We start from the raw sequence: 19523 nt of genomic DNA on the forward strand, positions 1-19523 counted from the left end.
CCGCCCGGCGCCCGGTGTGGGCGGGGCGGCGGCCTGCGTATTGTCCGCTTCGTGCCGCCGGCGGGGACAAGCGGGCGCTCTGCCGATGCGGCGGCGAGCGCCACGGGTCGTCCCCGCGTGGGCGGGGTCGACCGCTTCCTGCCACGTCGCCGGACGCGGGTGCGCGACACCTCCCCGTGACGGCGGGGCCGAGTCGCGCCGCACGACGAGTTACTTCTTGTTGCGCCTTTGGACGCGCGTCCTCTTCAGCAGCTTGCGGTGCTTCTTCTTCGCCATACGCTTGCGACGCTTCTTGATGACAGAGCCCACGGGCAACCCTCACTCACGTGTATGTACAGACGACCCCGCCTGCGCGGAGAGAACGGATCGCCCCGCAAGGCGCGGGGCGCATTCCACTGCGCGGAGCCGAGTCAGCCCGCACGTCTGGCGCATAGCGTACTCGCCGTTCCCGGGCGTACCGAAATGAGACCGAAGTGAGGGTGCCCGAGGAGCTGTGTGTCCTGCTTGTCCGCTGCTACGCGGTCTCCACGTAGGAGTCCCGCAGATAGTCGTGGACGGCTTGTTCCGGGACCCGGAACGACCGACCAACCCTGATGGCGGGCATCTCGCCACTGTGCACCAGCCGGTACACGGTCATCTTCGACACCCGCATCACCGCAGCCACTTCGGCCACGGTCAGAAAATTGACCTCGTTGAGAGGCCTCTCTCCAGAAGCCATGCCGCACCTGAACCATTCAGCACGCGACGGGCACCGGCTTCCCCTCCGGTGACATCCACACGCACGTGCGTCCTTTCAGGGTAGTGGCGGGTGGTACCAGTGGGGAAGAGGAGGAGTTATCCGTCCCGTTTCGCCCATCCGGCTTGTTTCAGGACAGTCCCGCCCTATTCAGAACGTACGCCAGCAACGGCCGGTACAGATGAGGCTCGACGTTGTCGTCGAGCGGCACGGCGACGGCGACCTTGCCTTCCTCCGCGCCGACGAAGAGCGCCGGGTCGTTGCAGTCCGCGAAGCCGATCGCGGAGATGCCGGCCTGACCCGCGCCGCCCGCCCAGCCGTGGTCGCCGATCACGAGGTCGGGGAGCGCCTCGCCGTCGTCCGCGAGCCTGGCCAGGATGGCGCGTATCGGCCGTGCGGAGTGTGTGTGGCGGGGAGCGCCCACGTCGTCGACGACGACGGCGACGGGGCCTCGGTAGTCGACGGCGCGGAGCTTGGCGCCTTCCGACGCGGGGGTCTTGTACGTCCACTCGCGCGCCGGACGCAGGAGCGTACACCCGGCGTCCTGCAACCCGCGCGCGATCGCCCGGTAGAAGTCGAGGAGTCCGTCCGGGTGGCCGGTGGCGACGATGACGCGTTCGCGGCGGCGGGCGGCGAGGGCGAGACGGTCGGCGTAGGCATCGAGCCCGCCGAGCGTCAGGTCCGGGTCGATCGTGTCCTGCCCGCTGAGGTGGGCGGGGTCGGCAACGACTCCGCAACGGCGGACCATCAGGGCGAGGACTTCCTCGGGCGTCCAGGTCCCGTCCGGTTCCAGGCCGAAGAGGTAGCCGGGGTGGCGCTCGCTCATCAGGCGGAAGTTCCGCAGGTTGTTGTCGCGCGGTGTGGCGACGTCGCCGGCGATGCGGCTGCGCACGAGGTGGGCGCGCAGTTCGGCGCGGTCGGGGACTCGTCGGTGGCCTTCGGCGGTCACATGCACCTCTTCGCTTTCCGCGGTCAGATGTCGAACAAGGGTTCCAGGCCGTGCGTGGGGAAGACCGCGCGGCGCGTGGCCAGTACCGCCTGGTCGAGGCGGTCGGCGGGGTCGTAGCCTGCGGCGAAACGCCGGAAGGCCGGGGTCTGCCCGTCGGTCATGCGGCGGGGGGCCTCGTGGCCGGTCATGCGGCGGACTTCCTCGCGCCAGGCGGGGGGCACCTCGGAGACGGGGTCGACCGGCGCGTGCGCGGCCTCGGCGACGAGGTGGGTCCACGTACGCGGCACGACGTCGGTGGCCGCGTAACCGCCTCCGCCGGTGGCGATCCAGCGGCCGTCGGCGAAGCGGTGCGCGAGGTCGTGCACGGCCGCGTGGACGAGCCGTTGGCCGTCGATGGTGACGCCGAGGTGCGCGAGCGGGTCTTCGAGGTGGGTGTCGGCGCCGTGCTGGCTGACGATCGCCTGCGGGCGGAAGGCCTCGACCAGCGGCGGCACGATCGCGTCGAACGCGCGCAGCCAGCCGGCGTCGGCGACGCCCGGAGGCAACGCAACGTTGACCGCGCGGCCTTCGGCGTCCGGGCCGCCGATCTCGTCGGGGAAGCCGGTGCCGGGGAACAGGAAGCGCGGCGATTCGTGCAACGAGATCGTCAGGACGCGCGGGTCGTTCCAGAAAACGGTCTGCACGCCGTCGCCGTGGTGGACATCGACGTCGATGTAGACAACGCGTTCGGCGCCGAGGTCGAGCAGGCGCGCGATGGCGAGGGCGGCGTCGTTGTAGATGCAGAATCCGGCGGCGGCGGACGGCATCGCGTGGTGCAGGCCACCCGCGAAGTTCACGGCGTGCGGTGCGGCGCCGGACCACACGGCGTCGGCGGCGGCGAGCGAGCCGCCGGCGATGAGCGCCGACACGTCGTGCATGTCCTTGAACGCGGGGGTGTCGTCGGTGCCGAGGCCGCGTGCCGGGTCGGCGCACCCTGGGTCGGCGGACGCGGCGCGCACGGCGGCGATGTAGTCGGCGGTATGGACGAGGCCCAGCTCGTCGTCGGTGGCGGGCCGCGGCGCCAGGACGACGAGCTCCGCGTCGAGCCCGAGCGCGCGGATCAGGTCGATCGTCAGGCGCAGCCGAATGGGCTTCATGGGGTGCCAGGGGCCGAAGTCGTACCCGGTCATCCGGTCGTCCCACAGAAGGTGTACGGCTCCGCTCATGAGCTGCACGCTACCGGCCGGACACGATTCGGGCGGGCGTCCGTGACCGGCTTCACCCCGCGGCGCAGTCTGATGTGCCGGGGGTCGCCCGCGGGGCCCGGCGCGGCGTAGGGGGCGGGGCGCGGCGACACGCGAAATTGACCCACGGAAATGGCTCGTGAATGCACCCTTCTACAGGTCTTTCCGGCTTCTAGATTCGCTGTACCGGCGGAGAAACCGCAGGACGGAGACCTTGGGAGCAGCCATGACCCGCACCGGAAACACCACCCCGAACCAGCCGGTCCTCGTGCGTGCCGGGGACGCCGAAAGCCTTCAGGACGGCCCCACAAGTCTGATCACCCTGCTCGCGGACGCCGGCGCCACCGGGGGTGCGCTGACCGCCAACAAGGCGACGTTCCGGCCGGGGTCACCCGGTGCACCCGCGCACTTCCACACCCGCGCGAGCGAGATGTTCTACGTGCTCGACGGGACGATGCGGATTCTCGTCGACGACACGGTGCTGACCTTGGGCGCCGGCGACTTTCTGACCGTGCCGCCGACCGTGCCGCACGCTTTCGCGCCGGCTCCGGGGTGTGCGGCGGAGATGCTCGTGGTCTTCACGCCGGGTCTGCACCGCTTCGACTACTACCGGCTGCTGGAGCGCGTCCATCGCGGCGAGGCGACCGTCCAGGACATCCGGGACAGCTCCGAGCGGTACGACAACCACTACTTCGAGAGCCCCGTGTGGCAGGAGGCGCTCGCCGAGCGCTGAGCCCGTCCTTTGCCCGGTTTCCGCAGCCTTCCCCCGAAAGCAGGTTCGCCATGAGCGCCCCTGGCGTCGCTCCGCCCCGCACACGGCTCGGCCTCACACTCGCACTGCTGGCGTTCGCTCAACTGATCATCTCGATCGACTACAACATCGTGTACGTCGCGCTCCCCGAGATCGGCACCGACCTGGGCTTCTCGGCGCACAACCTGCAATGGGTGGTGAGCGCGTACGCCGTCGCCTTCGGCGGATTCCTGCTGCTCGGCGGCCGAGCGTGCGATCTCTTCGGCGCCCGCCGGATGTTCGCACTCGGACTCGGCCTGTACGCGGGATCGTCGTTGCTCGGCGGACTCGCCGACACGCCCGGGCTGCTGATCGCCGCGCGGGCGGTCCAGGGGGTAGGCGGCGCGTTCCTCTTCCCCGCGACACTCACGCTCGTCTCCACGAGTTTCGCCGAAGGACACGAGCGCAACCGGGCGTTCGCGGTGTGGGGCACCGCGGGCGGGAGCGGGATGATCCTGGGCTCGCTGCTCGGCGGTGTGCTGACCGACGCCTTCGGCTGGGAGGCGGTGTTCTTCGTGAATGTGCCCCTGGCCGGGGCCGCCGCGTTGCTGGCGTTCGCGTTGATCGCACCGGACTCGCCGCGGGCGTCCGGTGGTTCCTTCGATCTGGCGGGGGCGTTCGCTTCGACGCTGGGTGTGACCGCTGTCGTCTACGCGCTCGTCCAGGGCCCGGAGGCAGGCTGGCTCTCCGGGCCCGTCCTGACCGCCGCCGCGGTGGGCGTGGGTCTGCTCGCCGTCTTCGTGGTGATCGAACTGCGCTCGCGGGAGCCGCTGTTGCCTCTCCGGCTGTTCACGAACCGCAATCTGTCGGTGGCGGCCGCCGTGACCTTCCTCTTCATGGGCACGTTCGGGACGTTGCAATACTTCCTGACGGTCTACTTCCAGGGCGTCCACGGCTACGACGCGCTGACGACCGGGCTCGCGTTCCTGCTGCCGATGGTCGCGATCGCGATCGGCTCGCAGGGCGCGGGGCGGCTCGCGACGCGGTACGGCATCCGCCCGGTCCTCGGTGCGGCGCTGGCCGTCGGCAGTGTGGGAACGGTTGTGCTCGCACTCGGCCTGGCTGCGGACGCGTCGTACGTCGCCTTGGTCCCGGGGCTGTTCGTGATGGGCCTCGGCCAAGGTGCCGCGTACACCCTGATGTTCGGCGCCGCGTCGCTCGGCGTGGACGCCGGGGAGCAGGGTGTCGCGTCGGGTGTCGCGTCCACCAGCCAGCAGGTCGGCGGCGCCGTGGGCCTCGCGCTGCTGGTCGCCGTCGCCAACTCGGGCCTCGACGGCCTGACGGGGGACGCGCTGCGCACGGCGACGACCGACGGTCTGCGTACGGCGGTGCTCATCGCCGCGGCAGGTGTCGCCGCCACCGCGCTCGTGGCCTTGGGCCTGCGCAGGCCGGATCCGGCCACGATCGCGGAACAGCCGCCGGAGTCCGCGGAGCGGCGCCCGGCCGTGCATGTCTGAGGCCTCGTACTCCCCCGTGTGCCGCTCCTTCGTGGGGCGGCACACGGGGTTTGCCGATGAGCCGTCACGCCGGGGGCAGGGATCGGACCAACGCCTCCAACGCGGCCTCGTAGCGGTGCTCCGGGGGTGTCGCGTAGCCGACCACCAGGCCGTCGTGGTGCGGCACTTCCGCATCCGGGTGGCGGAAGCCGGCCAGCACGTCGAGGGCGATGCCGCGCTGTGCGGCCGCTTCGAGCGCCGCTGCCTCGCTGCCGGGAGGGAGGCTCAGGACGGCGTGCAGGCCGGCGGCGATGCCCGTCGCGGTGATGTGCGGGGCGTGGTCGGCGAGTACGCGCACGAGCTGGTTGCGGCGGCGGCGATAGCGCTGGCGCATGCGGCGGACGTGGCGGTCGTAGCCGCCGGAGTCGATGAACTCGGCGAGGGTGAGCTGGTCGGTCACGCCGGTCCAGGCTTCGCGTTCGCCCTTCGCGGCGAGCACGCTGTCCACAAGGTGGGGAGGCAGCACCATCCAGCCGAGCCGGACCGCCGGGGACAGGCTCTTGCTGACCGAGCCCAGGTAGACCACGTGGTCGGGATCGAGGCCCTGGACCGCGCCCACGGGCTCGCGGTCGTAGCGGAATTCGCCGTCGTAGTCGTCTTCGATCACCAGCCCGTCGCGCTGCCGGGCCCAGTCGACGGCGGCGGCCCTGCGGGTCGCGTGCAACGGCCCGCCGGTGGGGAACTGGTGGGCGGGGGTGAGGAGTACGCGGCGGACACCGGCCGCGCGGCGGGTCGTCAGCTCGTCGGTGGCGGTGCCATGCCCGTCGAGTCCGAGTGGGATCGTGCGCACTCCGGCGGCGGCGAAGATGCCGCGGTGGAAGGGCAGTCCGTACGCCTCGACCGCCACCGGCCCGGCCGGAACACCGCCGGACAACAACAGTCTCAGCGCGTGTGCGACACCAGCGCAGACGACGATCTCGTCGGGCGTGCAGCGCACTCCGCGCACGCGCGCGAGGTAGCCGGCGAGTGCCGTGCGCAGTTCCGGCCGCCCTCGCGGATCACCGGGCCCGAAGGCGTCGTTCGGGGCGGCGCTGATCGCGCGCCGAGCGGCGGTGGCCCAGGCGGTGCGCGGGAAGGACGACGCGTCGGGTTGGCCCTGCCGCAGGTTGTGCACGGGTGGGGTCGTCGGCTGCCGGGTGCCGCGCTGCGGCCTCGTCCGGGCGGCAACGCGTTCCGCGACGCGGGTCCCCGAGCCCTGACGGGCCGTCAGCCAGCCTTCGGCGACGAGTTCGGCGTACGCGTCGGCGACGGTGTTGCGCGCCACCCCGAGGTCGGCGGCGAGCGCGCGGTACGCAGGCAGCCGGGTCCCCGGGGCCAGGCGGCCGGTGCGCACCGCGTCCCGCAACGCGGCCGCGACCGCCGCCCGCCTGGGTCCGGCGGGCGGCAGGACGAGGTGCAGGTCGACGCCTGTCGCGGGCACCGCGTCGGTGGGCCCCGGTGATTCCGGCATCGGGCTGTGCCCCACGTTCTCCCTCCGGGGTCGTCCCCGCGTCGTCGAGCCGCCCGTGTGTTCGCCGTCGCGGGATTCCGTACGGCGTCAGAATCCGCACGAGGGCCGCGCCGGCGAGGAGTTCGCCGGCGACACGGTCTGAGGCTCCGTCACTTCAGGCCTTCGGCGAGCTCCTTGGAGCGGTTGGCGGCGGCTTCGATGGCGGCGAGCAGGGCCGCGCGGACACCGTGGTTCTCCAGTTCCCGGATCGCGGCGATCGTGGTGCCCGCGGGGGAAGTGACGGCCTCGCGCAGCAGCGCGGGGTGTTCGCCGGAGTCGCGGAGCATGACGGACGCGCCGACGGCGGCCTGCACGATCAGGTCGTGTGCGGCGGCCCGCGGCAGGCCGAGCAGGATCCCCGCGTCGGTCATGGCCTCGACGAGGAGGTAGAAGTAGGCCGGACCGGATCCGGACAGCGCGGTGACGGCGTCCTGCTGCTTTTCGGGAACGCGGATCGTCTTGCCGACGCCCTGGAAGATCTCCTCGGTGCGCTTCAGGTGCTCCTCGGTGGCGTGCGCGCCCGGGGAGATGGCGCTCATCGCCTCGTCGACCAGGGCCGGGGTGTTCGTCATGACCCGCACGACGGGGGTGCCGGAAGCAAGCCGGCGTTCGAGATACGCGGTGGGAATGCCGGCCGCGCCGGAGACCACGAGCCGGTCGGCGGGGATCTGTGCGCCGAACTCGTCGAGGAGCGTCCCCATGTCCTGCGGTTTGACGGTGAGGATGAGCGTGTCGGCGGTCTTGGCCGCCTCGGCGTTGGACACCGCCTCGACGCCGTAGCGCTCGTGGAGTTCCGCCGCCCGCTCGGCGCGGCGCGCGGTGACCACCAGGTCGCCGGGGCGCTTGCCGCCGCGGAGCATGCCGGACAGCAGCGCCTCCCCGATCTTGCCCGTGCCGATCACCGCGACCCGCTGGGTCATCTGTTCACCTCTGCCTTGTCATGTGCTGTCTGTGGCGTGCGTTCCCGGTCAGCCCCGGCCGGCCAGGGAGCGCAGGAAGAACGTCATGTTGGCGGGCCGCTCCGCGAGGCGGCGCATCAGGTACCCGTACCACTGGTCACCGTACGGCACATAGATCCGCACCCTTTCGCCCTGGGCGGCGAGCCGGGCCTGCTCGGCGGGCCGGACGCCGTAGAGCATCTGGTACTCGTACGTTCCGGTCGCACGGTTGTTGCGGGCCGCGAGCACGCCGGTCAGCTCGATCAGGCGCGGGTCGTGGGTGGCGACCATCGGGTAGCCGTCGCCGGCCATGAGCACCTTCAGGCAGCGGACGAAGTTGCGGTCGACGTCGGCGCGGGCGGTGAACGCCACGGAAGCGGGTTCGTCGTACGCGCCCTTGCACAGGCGCACCCGCGATCCGGTGGTCGCGAGGTCGCGGCAGTCGGCCTCGGTGCGGCGCAGATACGCCTGGAGCACCGCCCCCACCCACGGGTAGTCGGCGCGCAGTGTGCGCAGCGCGTCCAAGGTGGCGTCGGTGGTGGTGTGGTCCTCCATGTCGAGGGTGACCGTGGTGCCGTACCTGCCGGCCGCGTCGCAGATGGCGTGGGCGTGGTCGAGGGCGATGGCCGGGCCCGGGCCGGGGAGGTACCGGCCGATGGCCGAGAGCTTGACCGAGACCTCCGCGCGCCGGGCGAGGCCCGCGGCGTCGAGGCGGCGCAGGAGCGTGAGGTAGGCGTCGCGTGTCGCCCTCGCGCGCTCCGCGTCGAGGGTGTCCTCGCCGAGGTGGTCGATGCTGGCGAACAGGCCTTCCCCGGCGAGCCGTTCGGTCACCCGGACCGCGTCGAACGCCCGCTCCCCGGCGACGAAGCGGTGGACCAGGCCGCGCGTGACGGGAGCGGTCTCGACAAGGGTTTTGACCCTGTCGCTGCGGGACGCGGAGAGCAGGACCTGACGCAGCACGGGACCTCACTTCACGACGCGGGCCTTGGCGGTCTCACCGGGGGCCGGGCACAACCCCACGATGCACCCTAAAACCACACAGCGCGCATCAAAACCAACAGCGCGCATCAAGATCGAGGGAAGGAAGTGCCTTCCAGGGCAGTTCCTTCCCTCGATCCTGGTCGCCTGTCCGGGGGACGCTCAGTCGAGCAGGCTGACGTCGCGCACCGCGCCCTTGTCGGCGGAGGTGGCCATCGCGGCGTAGGCCTTGAGGGCGGTGCTGACCTCGCGGTCGCGGTTCACGGGGCGGTACTTGCCGAGGGTGGCGAGCAACTTCTCACGCCGAGCGGCGAGTTCGGTGTCGGAGACGTCGACGCTGATGGCCCGGTTGGGGATGTCGATGGAGATGGTGTCGCCGTCCTCGACCAGGGCGATGACACCGCCCGCCGCCGCTTCGGGGGAGACGTGGCCGATCGACAGGCCCGATGTGCCGCCCGAGAAGCGGCCGTCGGTGATCAGCGCGCACTTGGCGCCGAGGCCGCGGCCCTTGAGGAACGACGTCGGGTAGAGCATCTCCTGCATGCCGGGCCCGCCCTTGGGGCCCTCGTAGCGGACGACGACGACGTCGCCCTCCTTGACGCGCTTGGTGAGGATCGCCTCGACGGCCTCCTCCTGCGATTCGACGACGACCGCCGGGCCCGAGAAGGTCCAGATGGACTCGTCGACGCCCGCGGTCTTGACGACGCAGCCGTCCTCGGCCAGGTTGCCGACGAGGATGCCCAGGCCGCCGTCCTGGCTGTAGGCGTGGGCCACGTCGCGGATGCAGCCGTTCTCGACGTCGAGGTCGAGCGTCTCCCAGCGGGCGGACTGGCTGAACGCGGTGGCCGAGCGGACGCAGCCGGGGGCGGCGTGGAACAGCTCGACGGCCTCGGGCGACGGCGAGCCGCCGCGGATGTCCCAGGTCTTGAGCCATTCGCCGAGCGAGTCGGCGTGGACGGCGTGGACGTTCTCGTGCAGCAGGCCGGCCCGGTGGAGCTCGCCGAGCAGCGCGGGGACGCCGCCCGCGCGGTGCACGTCCTCGACGTGGTACGGCGCGTTGTTCGGCGCGACCTTGGCCAGGCACGGCACGCGGCGCGACAGCGCGTCGATGTCGGCCATGGTGAAGTCGACCTCGCCCTCCTGGGCGGCGGCCAGCAGGTGCAGGATCGTGTTGGTCGAGCCGCCCATCGCGATGTCGAGCGACATGGCGTTCTCGAACGCGTCGCGCGAGGCGATGCTGCGGGGCAGGACGGTCTCGTCGTCCTGGTCGTAGTAGCGCCGGCACAGCTCGACGGCGGTGGCCCCGGCCTGCTCGTACAGCGCCTTGCGGGCGGTGTGGGTGGCGAGCACCGAGCCGTTGCCGGGGAGGCCCAGGCCCATCGCCTCGACCAGGAAGTTCATCGAGTTCGCGGTGAACATCCCGGCGCACGAGCCGCACGTGGGGCAGGCGGCTTCCTCGATGCGTTCGAGGTCCTCGTCGGAGACCGAGTCGGACGCGGAGTCGGCGATCGCGGTGATCAGGTCGAGGTGCGCGCGGACGGTGCCGTCGACCATGACCGCCTTGCCGGCCTCCATCGGACCGCCGGAGACGAAGACCGTGGGGATGTTGAGCCGCAGGGCGGCCATCAGCATGCCCGGGGTGATCTTGTCGCAGTTGGACACGCACACGATGGCGTCGGCCTGGTGGGCGTTGACCATGTACTCGACGGCGTCGGCGATCAGCTCGCGCGACGGCAGCGAGTAGAGCATCCCGCTGTGGCCCATCGCGATGCCGTCGTCGACGGCGATCGTGTTGAACTCGCGCGGGATACCGCCTGCCGCCTTGATCGCGTCGGAGACGATGCGGCCGACCGGGGCGAGGTGGGTGTGGCCCGGTACGAACTCGGTGAAGCTGTTGGCGACCGCGATGATCGGCTTGCCGAAGTCCTCGCGCTCCACGCCGGCGGCGCGCAGCAGCGCACGGGCGCCTGCCATGTTGCGGCCGTGGGTGACCGTCCGAGACCTCAGTTGCGGCACTGGGCACACCTCGCTTTGAGTCCGAGTCGTCGTCCGCGACACCGGGCCACGAGGACGGGCCGGGGGCGATCACGGATCGCGGTACCCACGAGCTTACGTCCGGTCCGCGGTGGGCGGCGGTGTCGTCCAGAATGCGGCCACGCCGGCCGCGCCCGCCACGTCCGCAGGCCGGCGCCGCGCGACCTGCGGTACACCGGCAGCCGGTTCCGTTCCCGGACCAGGTCCGCGCCGACTCGGACCGTCCCGCGTCAGGGGACTTCGGCCGGGGCCGCGAGATGCAGCCGGGTGAACGCGAGGGCTTCGGCGAGGTCGGCCTCACGCTGCGCGCGCGAGGAGACGCGGCGCGTGTTGACCTCCAGGACGATCGTGCCGTCGAACGACTGGTGGGCCAGTTGTTCGAGCAGCGCGGCGCACGGCTGCGTGCCGCGGCCGGGGATCAGGTGCTCGTCCTTGATCGACCCGCTGCCGTCGGCGAGGTGCACGTGGCCGAGGCGGCCGTCCATCTTGGCGGCGAGCGCCATCGCGTCGGTCCGGGACGTCGCGGTGTGCGACAAGTCGAGGGTGAAGTGCCGGAAGTCCTCGTCCGTCGGGTCCCAGTCGGGGGCGTACGCGGCGACCTCGCGGTCCCGGTAGCGCCACGGATACATGTTCTCCACCGCGAACATCACGTCGGTCTCGTTCGCCATGCGGTGGATGCCCCGCACGAAGTCCCGTGCGTACCCGCGCTGCCACCGGAACGGCGGATGGACGACGACGGTCTTCGCACCGAGGCGCTCGGCGGCCACGCGGGCACGCACGAGCTTGTCCCACGGGTCGGTGCCCCACACCCGCTGCGTGATCAGCAGGCAGGGGGCGTGCACCGCGAGGACGGGTACGCCGTGGAGGTCGGAGAGCCGGTTGAGCGCCTCTATGTCCTGGCTGACCGGGTCCGTCCAGACCATCACCTCGACGCCGTCGTAGCCGAGGCGGGCCGCCATCTCGAAGGCGTCGGCGGTGGTGTCCGGGTAGACGGACGCGGTGGACAGGGCGATTTTGGCGTCCGGGACGCGCAGCACCGCGTCCGGGGCACGTCCCTCGGCGGCAGGCACAGCCGCGCCGGGCCCGGCCGCGGACGGAGGCGCCGCCGCGGGCCCGTCCTGCGGGCGGCGCGCGGGGTGATCGAGAGGATCCCTGGGGTCGGCCACGTCGCCAAGAGTAGAACGCGCGCACAACGCCGTGGCCCGCCGAGCATGTCGGCGCCCTCCGGTCGGCACGTGCCGACCGGAGGGCGCCGACATGCTCGGCGGGCCACGGCGTTGTGCGCGCGTTCTACTCTTGGCGACGTGGCCGACCCCAGGGATCCTCTCGATCACCCCGCGCGCCGCCCGCAGGACGGGCCCGCGGNGCCTGCCGCGAATGCGGCCAACGGCCTCGGCGAGCCCCGAGCCGACCGGTCAGGAGCGGTCGGCCATCCAGTCCAGGCGCCGCAGGATGATGCCCTCGCGCAGCGCCCAGGGACAGATCTCCAGCTCCGGCAGGTCCAGCAGGTCCAGCGCCGCGTCGGCGACGACGGCACCCGCGACGAGTTGCGACGCGCGGCCCTCGGACACGCCGGGCAGGGCCGCGCGTTCCTCGGTCGTCATCGCCGCGAGGCGCGGAAGCCATTCGGCGAGCGCCGCGCGGGTCAGCACCCGCTCGACGTACGGGCCCTGGCTCGTGCCGGGGGCGCCGGCGATCCGGGCGAGCTGCTTGAAGGTCTTCGACGTCGCGACCACGTGGTCCGGCCGGCCCAGGCGGCTGAAGTCGACGACGGTGCGCGCGATCTCGGCGCGCACGTGCTTGCGCAGCAGTCGGACGTCGTCGGCGTCGGGCGGGTCGCCGTGCAGCCACGTCCTCGTCAGCCGGCCGGCGCCGAGCGGCAGTGACACCGCCGCGTCGGGGTCCTCGTCCATTCCGGCGGCGACTTCTAGGGACCCGCCGCCGATGTCGAGCACGAGCAGGCGGCCCGACGACCAGCCGAACCAGCGGCGTACCGCGAGGAAGGTGAGCCGGGCCTCCTCGGCACCGGTCAGGACCTGGAGGTCGACCGCGGTCTCGCGGCGCACGCGCGCGAGGACGTCCTCGCCGTTCGGTGCCTCGCGCAGCGCGGACGTCGCGAACGGCAGCAGGTCCTCGACGCCTTTGTCCTCCGCGATCTCCAACGCCTCGGCGACCGTCTCGACCAGGCGTATCGCGCCCGGATCGCCCAGGCTGCCGTCCGCTTCGAGGAGTTCGGCCAACCGCAGTTCGGTCTTGTGGGAGTAGGCGGGCAACGGCCGGGCGCCGGGATGGGCGTCGACCACGAGCAGGTGGACCGTGTTGGAGCCCACGTCGAGAACACCGAGTCGCATGGGCTGACGCTAGCCGACGGTGCGGTGGAGCCGGCACCGAGCGGTCCGCGTTTACTCTTGGCGCGTGCCCGAAGTGAGTCTGGATTTCCCCCGTGCCTGGTTCGAGTTCACCGACCCCGCCCCGCGCGAGGACCCCGAGGACGCTGAGCAGGTCTTCCGCTGCGACCTCACATGGCTCACGTCCCGCTGGACGTGCGTCTTCGGCCGAGGCTGCCAAGGGATCGCGGAGGGTCGCGCGAGCGACGGCTGCTGCACGCTCGGCGCGCACTGGTCGGACGATGATGACGAGGCGCGCGTCATGGAGTGGGTCGAGCGGCTGACCCCCGAGACGTGGCAGCACCACGCCACCGGGACCGCCGACGGCGTGACCGAGCCGGACGAGGACGACGAGCCGCGCACGCGGCGGGTGGACGGCGCCTGCCTGTTCCTCAACCGCCCGGGGTTCGCGGGTGGCGAGGGGTGCGCGCTGCACGCGCAGGCGCTGCGCGAGGGGCGCCACCCGCTGGAGGCCAAGCCGGACGTGTGCTGGCAACTTCCGATCCGCCGGACGTACGACTGGGTCGACCGGCCCGACGACACCCGGGTGCTGCTCGTGGGCATCGGCGAGTACGACCGGCGCGGGTGGGGGCCGGGCGGGCACGACCTGCACTGGTGGTGCACGGGTGCGCCGGAGGCACACGGGGGTGCGGATCCGGTCTACGTGTCGTACGAGCCGGAGCTGCGCGAGCTGATGGGCGATCCGGCGTACGAAGAGCTCGCGAAGGCGTGCGAGGCGCACATGGCGGCCCGCTACGCGCCCCATCCCGCCGATCCTGTCTGATCGCCCGTCTCTCGAAGGCGCGGGACCGGCTCGGCGCTCGATCACACGCGGCTTGGTTATACGGGGCGCGACGGCGCGAGCGGGACGAACCTCGTCGGCGGGGGCGGCCGCTGATCCACCGGCGGCGGTCAGCGCCCGCCCGCGGGCTCGGAGGGTGGTGCCGAGGTGACCGGCGGGCGGCCGGTCGCCGTCGGCTCGGCGGTCGACGTCGGGCTTCCGCCGCCGGTGCTGCCCTCGATCCACACACGCGAACCACCGGGCTCGATCAGCACGTTCGCGGACCACGAGCCACTGGGCGCGGTCGCCGAATCCACCGTGACGGTGATCGTCTCGGCAGCGCCGGGCGCAAGGGTGCCGGTGGTTCGGCTCAACCGGAGCCAGTCGGCCGACGGCTCGGCCGTCCAGTCGACCGGCGTGGCGCCGGTGTTGCGCAGGGTGACGACTGTGCGTTCCCCGTTGTGCGCCGCCTCGACGACCAGGGGGGAAGCGCGGCGGTCGGCCGCGCTCCCGGAGGCGGACTGGGGTCGGAGCGGTTTGTCCTCGGCAGCCGCAGAGGCGGTCGGCGCGACCGGCCCCTGACCCACAGTGCCCACCACGGTGGCGCCCGGGAGTGCGCTCGGGCCCGGGGCGGCCTCGACGACCGCCGGCCCGGACGTGCCCGACGCCGACGGCAGCGGCTCCGCGTCCTCCCCCGGCGGCCCGGACGACGGCGGCGCGGGCGGGTCGGGGTGGTGCGTCGAATTCGCTGCGGATGATGTGGTGGCCATCGGGGCGGTGTGCCCGGCGGATTCTCCGGCGTGCCCGGGCTCCGGTGCCAGGCTCGTGACCCGTGCCGCCGAGATCGTGGTGCCCCGCGCGGTGTGGCGGTCGCCGCCGTGCGCCGCCTGCCAGAGCACCATCACGGGCACGGTCGCAATGGTCGCCACGGCCACCGCGACAAGCGTCATCCGGGTCCGATCGGTCCGCCGCCGCCCGGTGCGGGAGTGGAACACCGGGAAGCCCGTACGGTCGAACTCCGCGACCCTGCCCTTGAGTTCGGCCGGTCTATGAGCGGACCTGCCGCGTCCCACGTCCCCCAGCACGGCCGCCCGCAGGCTTGCGGGCGGCGCGACCATGGGCAGGGTCCGCGCAAGCGCCGCGGGGCCGGTGGTCGGTGTGAGGCGCGCGGCGGCGAGGCGGGCGTACGGCCGGCAGCGGACACATTCGTCGACGTGTGCCACCAGGCGGTCGCGCGCCCCGGGGCCGGCCACGTCGGCGACGAGCCCGGGACCGTCGGGGCAGCTCATGGCGGCGCGCGCACCTTCCAGCGCGGCACGCGTGCGATCCACTTCGCGCCCGGCGAGCTGGACCACGCGGCGGGCGTGGGCTTCCTCCCAGCCGAGCACCGCGCCGAGGCCGCGCGAGTCGAGGCCGTGGCGCACCGCGAGTTCGAGTGCCTCGCGGTGCTCGGGAGCGAGGCCGACCGACTCGGGCCAGGCGAGCAGCGCGAGTTCGCTGCGTTCGCGATCGGGAGTCCGGTGGTCGGGGACCGGCTCGGGGATGTGGCCGGTGTCGGCGGCCGGGTCCGGGGCGGACGCGGCCGTGGGCAGCGCGACGGGTCCGCCCGCGTCGAGACGGACCAGGCACTCGAAGCGGGCCAGCGCGTACAACCAGGGCTTGAGGAGACCGAGGTCGGGAAGGCGGCCGATGTGGCGGTCGGCGAGGACGAAGGTGCTGCGCAGTGACGAACCGGCCGCGGTGTGGTCGCGCAGCATGGAGAGGCAGTACGTGAAGAGCCCTTCGGCGTAGGCGTCGTAGGCCGCTCGGCCCCACGATTGTGCCGCGTGCGGCGTAACCGGTTCCGTCACACGGCGAACGTAGGCGGCATGTGCCCGGGAACCCGGGTTTATTGCACTTTCATACGCCTTGCGGGAGCGATAATCACACTTCCGAGTGAACTATGAGAACCAGGACACGTCACAGAAACCGGCGCCGGCGCGTGCGCGGGAAGCCGTCTCGCTGCGCGGGCACGGCACGCCCGAGGACATGCCCGGCGTCCCGGTGCGCGCGCGGCCCGGTGCCGCGCAGGAGTTCCGCGCGCACCGACAGCGGCGCGGGCCGCGGGGGGCCGGTGGAGACCAACGCGTCGACGGTCGCCGCGAACACGGCCCGGCCAGACTGTCCGGCCTGGTCGGCCTCGGGTGCCAACTCGGCGGGAACGAAAGGCGCACACGACGGGCAGGAGTCCACGTGCAGTCCGGCGGGAACGCGCAGGGCGGGGTCGACGGGTTCCGGAACAGCGGCGCCGGACGCGACCCCGCCGGGCAGCAGAACCGCCAACTCGGCGCATTCCTGCTCGGGATGCACGCACACCGAATGAACCCGAAGGCACGTCGCGAACTGGTCGCGGGCACCGTCGACCAGTCGTGCCACCCGGCGTTGGGACACGTCCAGTACCCGGGCCGCTTCGGCCTCGTCGAGGCCGTGCCGAACCACGAGTTCGAGAGCCTCGCGTTCGGCGGCGGCGACACCCGCCAACGCCACGGGGATCAGTGGCAGCAGCCGACCGCGGTCGCGCACCGCGAAGCCGAGCACGACGACGCCGGGCCGCCGGACTTGGCACGATTGGGCCGCCGGCTGCGGCAGGGCGCTGCTGCGGTGATCCCCGCCGCGGTGCATGCACTCGCTTCGGGCCACGGCGTAGAGCAGCGCGCGCAGTTGCGCGTCCCCGTCGAGAAGATCCGCCCGGGCCCGGACGATCAGGACCGTGTCGTGCAGGATCTCGGCGGCGGTGCGCCCGTCGCCGGTGAGCATGCGGCAGTACGCGAACAGCCCGTCCGCGTAGGCGTCGTACACCTCCGCGACACCGTGCGCCGACCCCTCCGCGTACCCGCGCGCCAGGGCCGCCGCCGCTCCCGGGCGCGCGCCTGGTGCTCCCCCACCCCGCATGGGGCCTCACCGTACGCACGCCCGGGGTGCGGCGCCGCGGTTTTGCCGAAGCGGGCGCCTCTCCGGCGGCGAAACCGCCTCGACACAGCGGATGTCGGTGGCGACCGCTACCGTGCCGCACATGGCCAAGACCTCCGGGGCGTCCGCGAAAGCCCGCCCGTCGTACCGCTGTACCGAATGCGGTTGGACCACGCCGAAGTGGCTGGGCCGATGCCCGGAGTGCCAGGCGTGGGGCACCGTCGAGGAATACGGCGCGCAGTCGAAGCTGCGCACGGTCTCCGCGGGCCCCGTCACCTCGCCCGCGCTGCCGATCGGGCGCATCGACGTCGAGGCCGCCCGCTTCCACACCACCGGGGTCGACGAGCTCGACCGGGTCCTCGGCGGCGGGGTGGTGCCCGGCGCGGTGATCCTGCTGGCCGGCGAGCCCGGCGTCGGCAAGTCGACGCTGCTGCTGGACGTCGCGAGCGCGTTCGCCACGCCGCAGGCTCCGACGCTGTACGTGACCGGAGAGGAGTCCGCATCGCAGGTCCGGTTGCGCGCGGGCCGCATCGGCGCGCTGAACGACCACCTGTATCTCGCTGCGGAGACGGACCTTTCGGCGCTGCTCGGCCACGTGGACGCGGTCAAGCCGGCGCTGCTGGTGGTCGACTCGGTGCAGACTGTCGCGTCGCCGGAGATCGACGGCGCTCCCGGCGGGGTGTCCCAGGTCCGCGAGGTCGCGGGCGCGTTGATCCGGGTCGCGAAGGAACGCGGCATCGCCACGATCATCGTCGGCCACGTCACCAAGGACGGTTCGATCGCGGGCCCGCGCCTGCTCGAACACCTCGTCGACGTCGTGCTGCACTTCGAGGGTGACCGCCACGCCCGCCTCCGCCTGGTCCGGGCGATCAAGAACCGGTACGGCGCCGCCGACGAGGTCGGCTGCTTCGAGCTCCACGACGAAGGCATCAAGGGCCTGCCCGACCCCAGCGGCCTTTTCCTCACACAGCGTCAGGAACCGGTCGCGGGAACGTGTGTGACGGTCACTCTGGAAGGCAAGCGCCCGCTGGTCGCCGAAGTCCAGGCGCTGGTCGCCCCGTCGCAGATCCCCACCCCGCGCCGCGCGACGTCCGGGCTCGATTCGTCGCGCATGTCGATGGTGCTGGCGGTGCTGGAACGACGCGGCGGTGTACGCCTCGACAAGACGGAGATCTACACCGCGACGGTCGGCGGCGTACGCCTGACCGAGCCGGCCGCCGACCTCGCTGCCGCACTCGCCCTCGCGGGTGCCGCCGCCGACCACCCCCTGCCGCCGAAACTGGTCGCGGTCGGCGAGGTCGGGCTGGCCGGCGAAGTGCGCCGGGTGACCGGCGTGCCAAGGCGGTTGGCCGAGGCGCACCGACTCGGTTTCACGCACGCGTTGGTGCCGCCCGACCCCGGAAAAGTCCCTGACGGCATGCGTGTGACGGAAGTGGCCGACATCTCCGGGGCGCTGCGCGCATTCTCCCTTGTGTCGCAACGCTAGACTTTTCCACCGATCTTTCTCAGCGGTAGCGGGGCCGGCCACCGGGCGACAACCGGCGCGCGGCAGCCGCCACCGCAGCCGGGGACGGCGACGACCACGGGGAGTTCTGTGGCAACGAATGACCGGACCGACCAGGAGCTGGTGCGGGCATCGCTGATGGCGGTGGCGCCGGGCACCGCCCTGCGCGACGGTCTCGAACGCATCTTGCGCGGAAACACCGGCGGCCTGATCGTCCTCGGCTTCGACAAGTCGGTCGAGTCGCTGTGTACGGGCGGGTTCGTGCTCGACGTCGAGTTCTCCGCGACCCGGTTGCGCGAACTGTGCAAGCTCGACGGCGGCCTGGTGATCGACAAGGACTGTACGAAGATCGTCCGGGCCGGTGTGCAATTCGTACCGGACCCGTCGATCCCCACCGAGGAGACGGGCACGCGGCACCGCACCGCCGAGCGCGTCAACAAGCAGACCGGCTACCCGGTCGTCTCGGTCAGCCAGTCGATGCGCCTGATCGCGCTGTACGTCAACGGCCGCCGCTATGTCCTGGAGGACTCCGCGGCGATCCTGTCGCGCGCCAACCAGGCACTCGCGACGCTGGAGCGCTACAAACTGCGCCTCGACGAGGTCGCCGGCACGCTCTCCGCCCTCGAAATCGAGGACCTGGTGACCGTGCGCGACGTCTGCGCCGTCTCTCAGCGCCTGGAGATGGTGCGTCTGATCGCCCGTGAGATCGACGGCTACGTGGCCGAGTTGGGCACCGACGGGCGCCTTCTCGCCCTGCAACTCGAAGAGTTGATCGCGGGTGTCGAGCCGGACCGCTCGCTGGTGGCGCGCGACTACATCCCCGAGCGCGCTCTCAAGCGGGGCCGCACCGAGACCGACGTGCTCGACGAGTTGGACGACCTGACGCACACCGACCTCCTCGACCTTCCCACGGTCGCCCGTGCGCTCGGCTTCACGTCCAGCGCCGAAGTGCTCGACTCCGCGGTCAGCCCGCGCGGCTACCGCCTGCTTGCCAAGGTTCCCCGGCTGCCACCGGTGGTCATCGAGCGCCTCGTGGAGCACTTCGGCGGGCTGCAGAAGCTGCTCGCGGCGAGTGTCGACGACCTCCAGGCGGTCGACGGCGTCGGCGAGGCGCGGGCGCGGAGCGTACGCGAGGGCCTGTCCCGCCTGGCGGAGTCGTCGATCCTGGAGCGGTACGTCTGATCCACGGCACCACAACGTGAAAGGGCCCCACCGAGTCGGTGGGGCCCTTTCACGTTGCCGGCCTCGCCGCTACGAGGCGACCAGCCA

Annotated in this window: 17 protein-coding genes; 5 read left to right on the forward strand and 12 right to left on the reverse strand. The window is 72.3% G+C overall.

Annotated features, from left to right (window positions below; genetic code table 11):
* Positions 1–210: 210 nt before the first annotated feature.
* The 4 genes from ACRX5W_RS10545 to ACRX5W_RS10560 all read right to left on the reverse strand — a co-directional run bounded on the left by ACRX5W_RS10545 (position 211) and on the right by ACRX5W_RS10560 (position 2890).
* Positions 211–309 carry a 30S ribosomal protein bS22 gene (locus ACRX5W_RS10545; protein ID WP_003948845.1) on the reverse strand — a complete coding sequence of 33 codons (99 nt, stop codon included), beginning with the start codon at positions 307–309 and terminating at the stop codon, positions 211–213.
* A 205-nt stretch (positions 310–514) separates the two neighbouring features.
* Positions 515–718 carry a helix-turn-helix domain-containing protein gene (locus ACRX5W_RS10550; RefSeq protein ID WP_020549639.1) on the reverse strand — a complete coding sequence of 68 codons (204 nt, stop codon included), beginning with the start codon at positions 716–718 and terminating at the stop codon, positions 515–517.
* A 148-nt stretch (positions 719–866) separates the two neighbouring features.
* The gene (locus ACRX5W_RS10555; RefSeq protein ID WP_436787762.1) at positions 867–1685 is read right to left on the reverse strand and encodes a phosphatase; all 819 of its coding nucleotides are present in this window, start codon (positions 1683–1685) and stop codon (positions 867–869) included.
* A gap of 23 nt (positions 1686–1708) precedes the next feature.
* Positions 1709–2890, reverse strand: coding sequence for an acetoin utilization protein AcuC (locus tag ACRX5W_RS10560; RefSeq protein WP_436787763.1), 1182 nt, complete (start codon positions 2888–2890; stop codon positions 1709–1711).
* 244 nt (positions 2891–3134) lie between these two features.
* On the opposite strand from ACRX5W_RS10560, the gene ACRX5W_RS10565 reads away from it, so the two are divergent.
* Entirely contained in the window at positions 3135–3641 is a 507-nt protein-coding gene (locus ACRX5W_RS10565; RefSeq protein ID WP_436787764.1) for a cupin domain-containing protein, read from the forward strand.
* Positions 3642–3691: 50 nt separating this feature from the next.
* Entirely contained in the window at positions 3692–5155 is a 1464-nt protein-coding gene (locus ACRX5W_RS10570) for an MFS transporter (RefSeq protein ID WP_436787765.1), read from the forward strand.
* A gap of 64 nt (positions 5156–5219) precedes the next feature.
* Here the strand turns inward: ACRX5W_RS10570 and ACRX5W_RS10575 are convergent, their stop codons facing one another.
* The 6 genes from ACRX5W_RS10575 to ACRX5W_RS10600 form a co-directional block, all read right to left on the reverse strand.
* A complete protein-coding gene (locus ACRX5W_RS10575) occupies positions 5220–6644 on the reverse strand; it encodes a PLP-dependent aminotransferase family protein (protein WP_436788033.1) in 1425 nt (474 codons plus the stop codon).
* Positions 6645–6793: 149 nt separating this feature from the next.
* Entirely contained in the window at positions 6794–7603 is an 810-nt protein-coding gene (gene proC, locus ACRX5W_RS10580; RefSeq protein WP_436787766.1) for a pyrroline-5-carboxylate reductase, read from the reverse strand.
* A 48-nt stretch (positions 7604–7651) separates the two neighbouring features.
* A complete protein-coding gene (locus tag ACRX5W_RS10585) occupies positions 7652–8581 on the reverse strand; it encodes a proline dehydrogenase family protein (RefSeq protein WP_436787767.1) in 930 nt (309 codons plus the stop codon).
* Positions 8582–8761: 180 nt separating this feature from the next.
* Positions 8762–10615 (reverse strand): dihydroxy-acid dehydratase, encoded by a 1854-nt coding sequence (gene ilvD / locus ACRX5W_RS10590; protein WP_436787768.1) that lies wholly within the window; start codon positions 10613–10615, stop codon positions 8762–8764.
* Between the two features lie 248 nt (positions 10616–10863).
* Positions 10864–11670 carry a sugar phosphate isomerase/epimerase family protein gene (locus tag ACRX5W_RS10595; protein WP_436788034.1) on the reverse strand — a complete coding sequence of 269 codons (807 nt, stop codon included), beginning with the start codon at positions 11668–11670 and terminating at the stop codon, positions 10864–10866.
* 378 nt (positions 11671–12048) lie between these two features.
* Positions 12049–12984 (reverse strand): Ppx/GppA phosphatase family protein, encoded by a 936-nt coding sequence (locus ACRX5W_RS10600; protein ID WP_436787769.1) that lies wholly within the window; start codon positions 12982–12984, stop codon positions 12049–12051.
* Positions 12985–13048: 64 nt separating this feature from the next.
* Between ACRX5W_RS10600 and ACRX5W_RS10605 the strand changes: the two genes are divergently transcribed.
* Positions 13049–13804 (forward strand): hypothetical protein, encoded by a 756-nt coding sequence (locus ACRX5W_RS10605; RefSeq protein ID WP_436787770.1) that lies wholly within the window; start codon positions 13049–13051, stop codon positions 13802–13804.
* Between the two features lie 128 nt (positions 13805–13932).
* On the opposite strand, the gene ACRX5W_RS10610 is transcribed toward ACRX5W_RS10605, so the two are convergent.
* Positions 13933–15651 carry a BACON domain-containing protein gene (locus tag ACRX5W_RS10610; protein ID WP_436787771.1) on the reverse strand — a complete coding sequence of 573 codons (1719 nt, stop codon included), beginning with the start codon at positions 15649–15651 and terminating at the stop codon, positions 13933–13935.
* A 109-nt stretch (positions 15652–15760) separates the two neighbouring features.
* The gene (locus ACRX5W_RS10615; protein WP_436787772.1) at positions 15761–16732 is read right to left on the reverse strand and encodes an RNA polymerase sigma factor; all 972 of its coding nucleotides are present in this window, start codon (positions 16730–16732) and stop codon (positions 15761–15763) included.
* A gap of 121 nt (positions 16733–16853) precedes the next feature.
* On the opposite strand from ACRX5W_RS10615, the gene radA reads away from it, so the two are divergent.
* Together radA and disA are read left to right on the forward strand one after the other, a co-directional pair.
* On the forward strand, positions 16854–18236 hold the full coding sequence (gene radA / locus ACRX5W_RS10620) for a DNA repair protein RadA (RefSeq protein ID WP_436787773.1): 1383 nt from the start codon (positions 16854–16856) through the stop codon (positions 18234–18236).
* Positions 18237–18377: 141 nt separating this feature from the next.
* On the forward strand, positions 18378–19436 hold the full coding sequence (gene disA, locus ACRX5W_RS10625) for a DNA integrity scanning diadenylate cyclase DisA (RefSeq protein WP_436788035.1): 1059 nt from the start codon (positions 18378–18380) through the stop codon (positions 19434–19436).
* Positions 19437–19523 lie beyond the last annotated feature (87 nt).

This window comes from Yinghuangia sp. YIM S10712, assembly GCF_051388935.1.
GTDB lineage: Bacteria > Actinomycetota > Actinomycetes > Streptomycetales > Streptomycetaceae > Yinghuangia.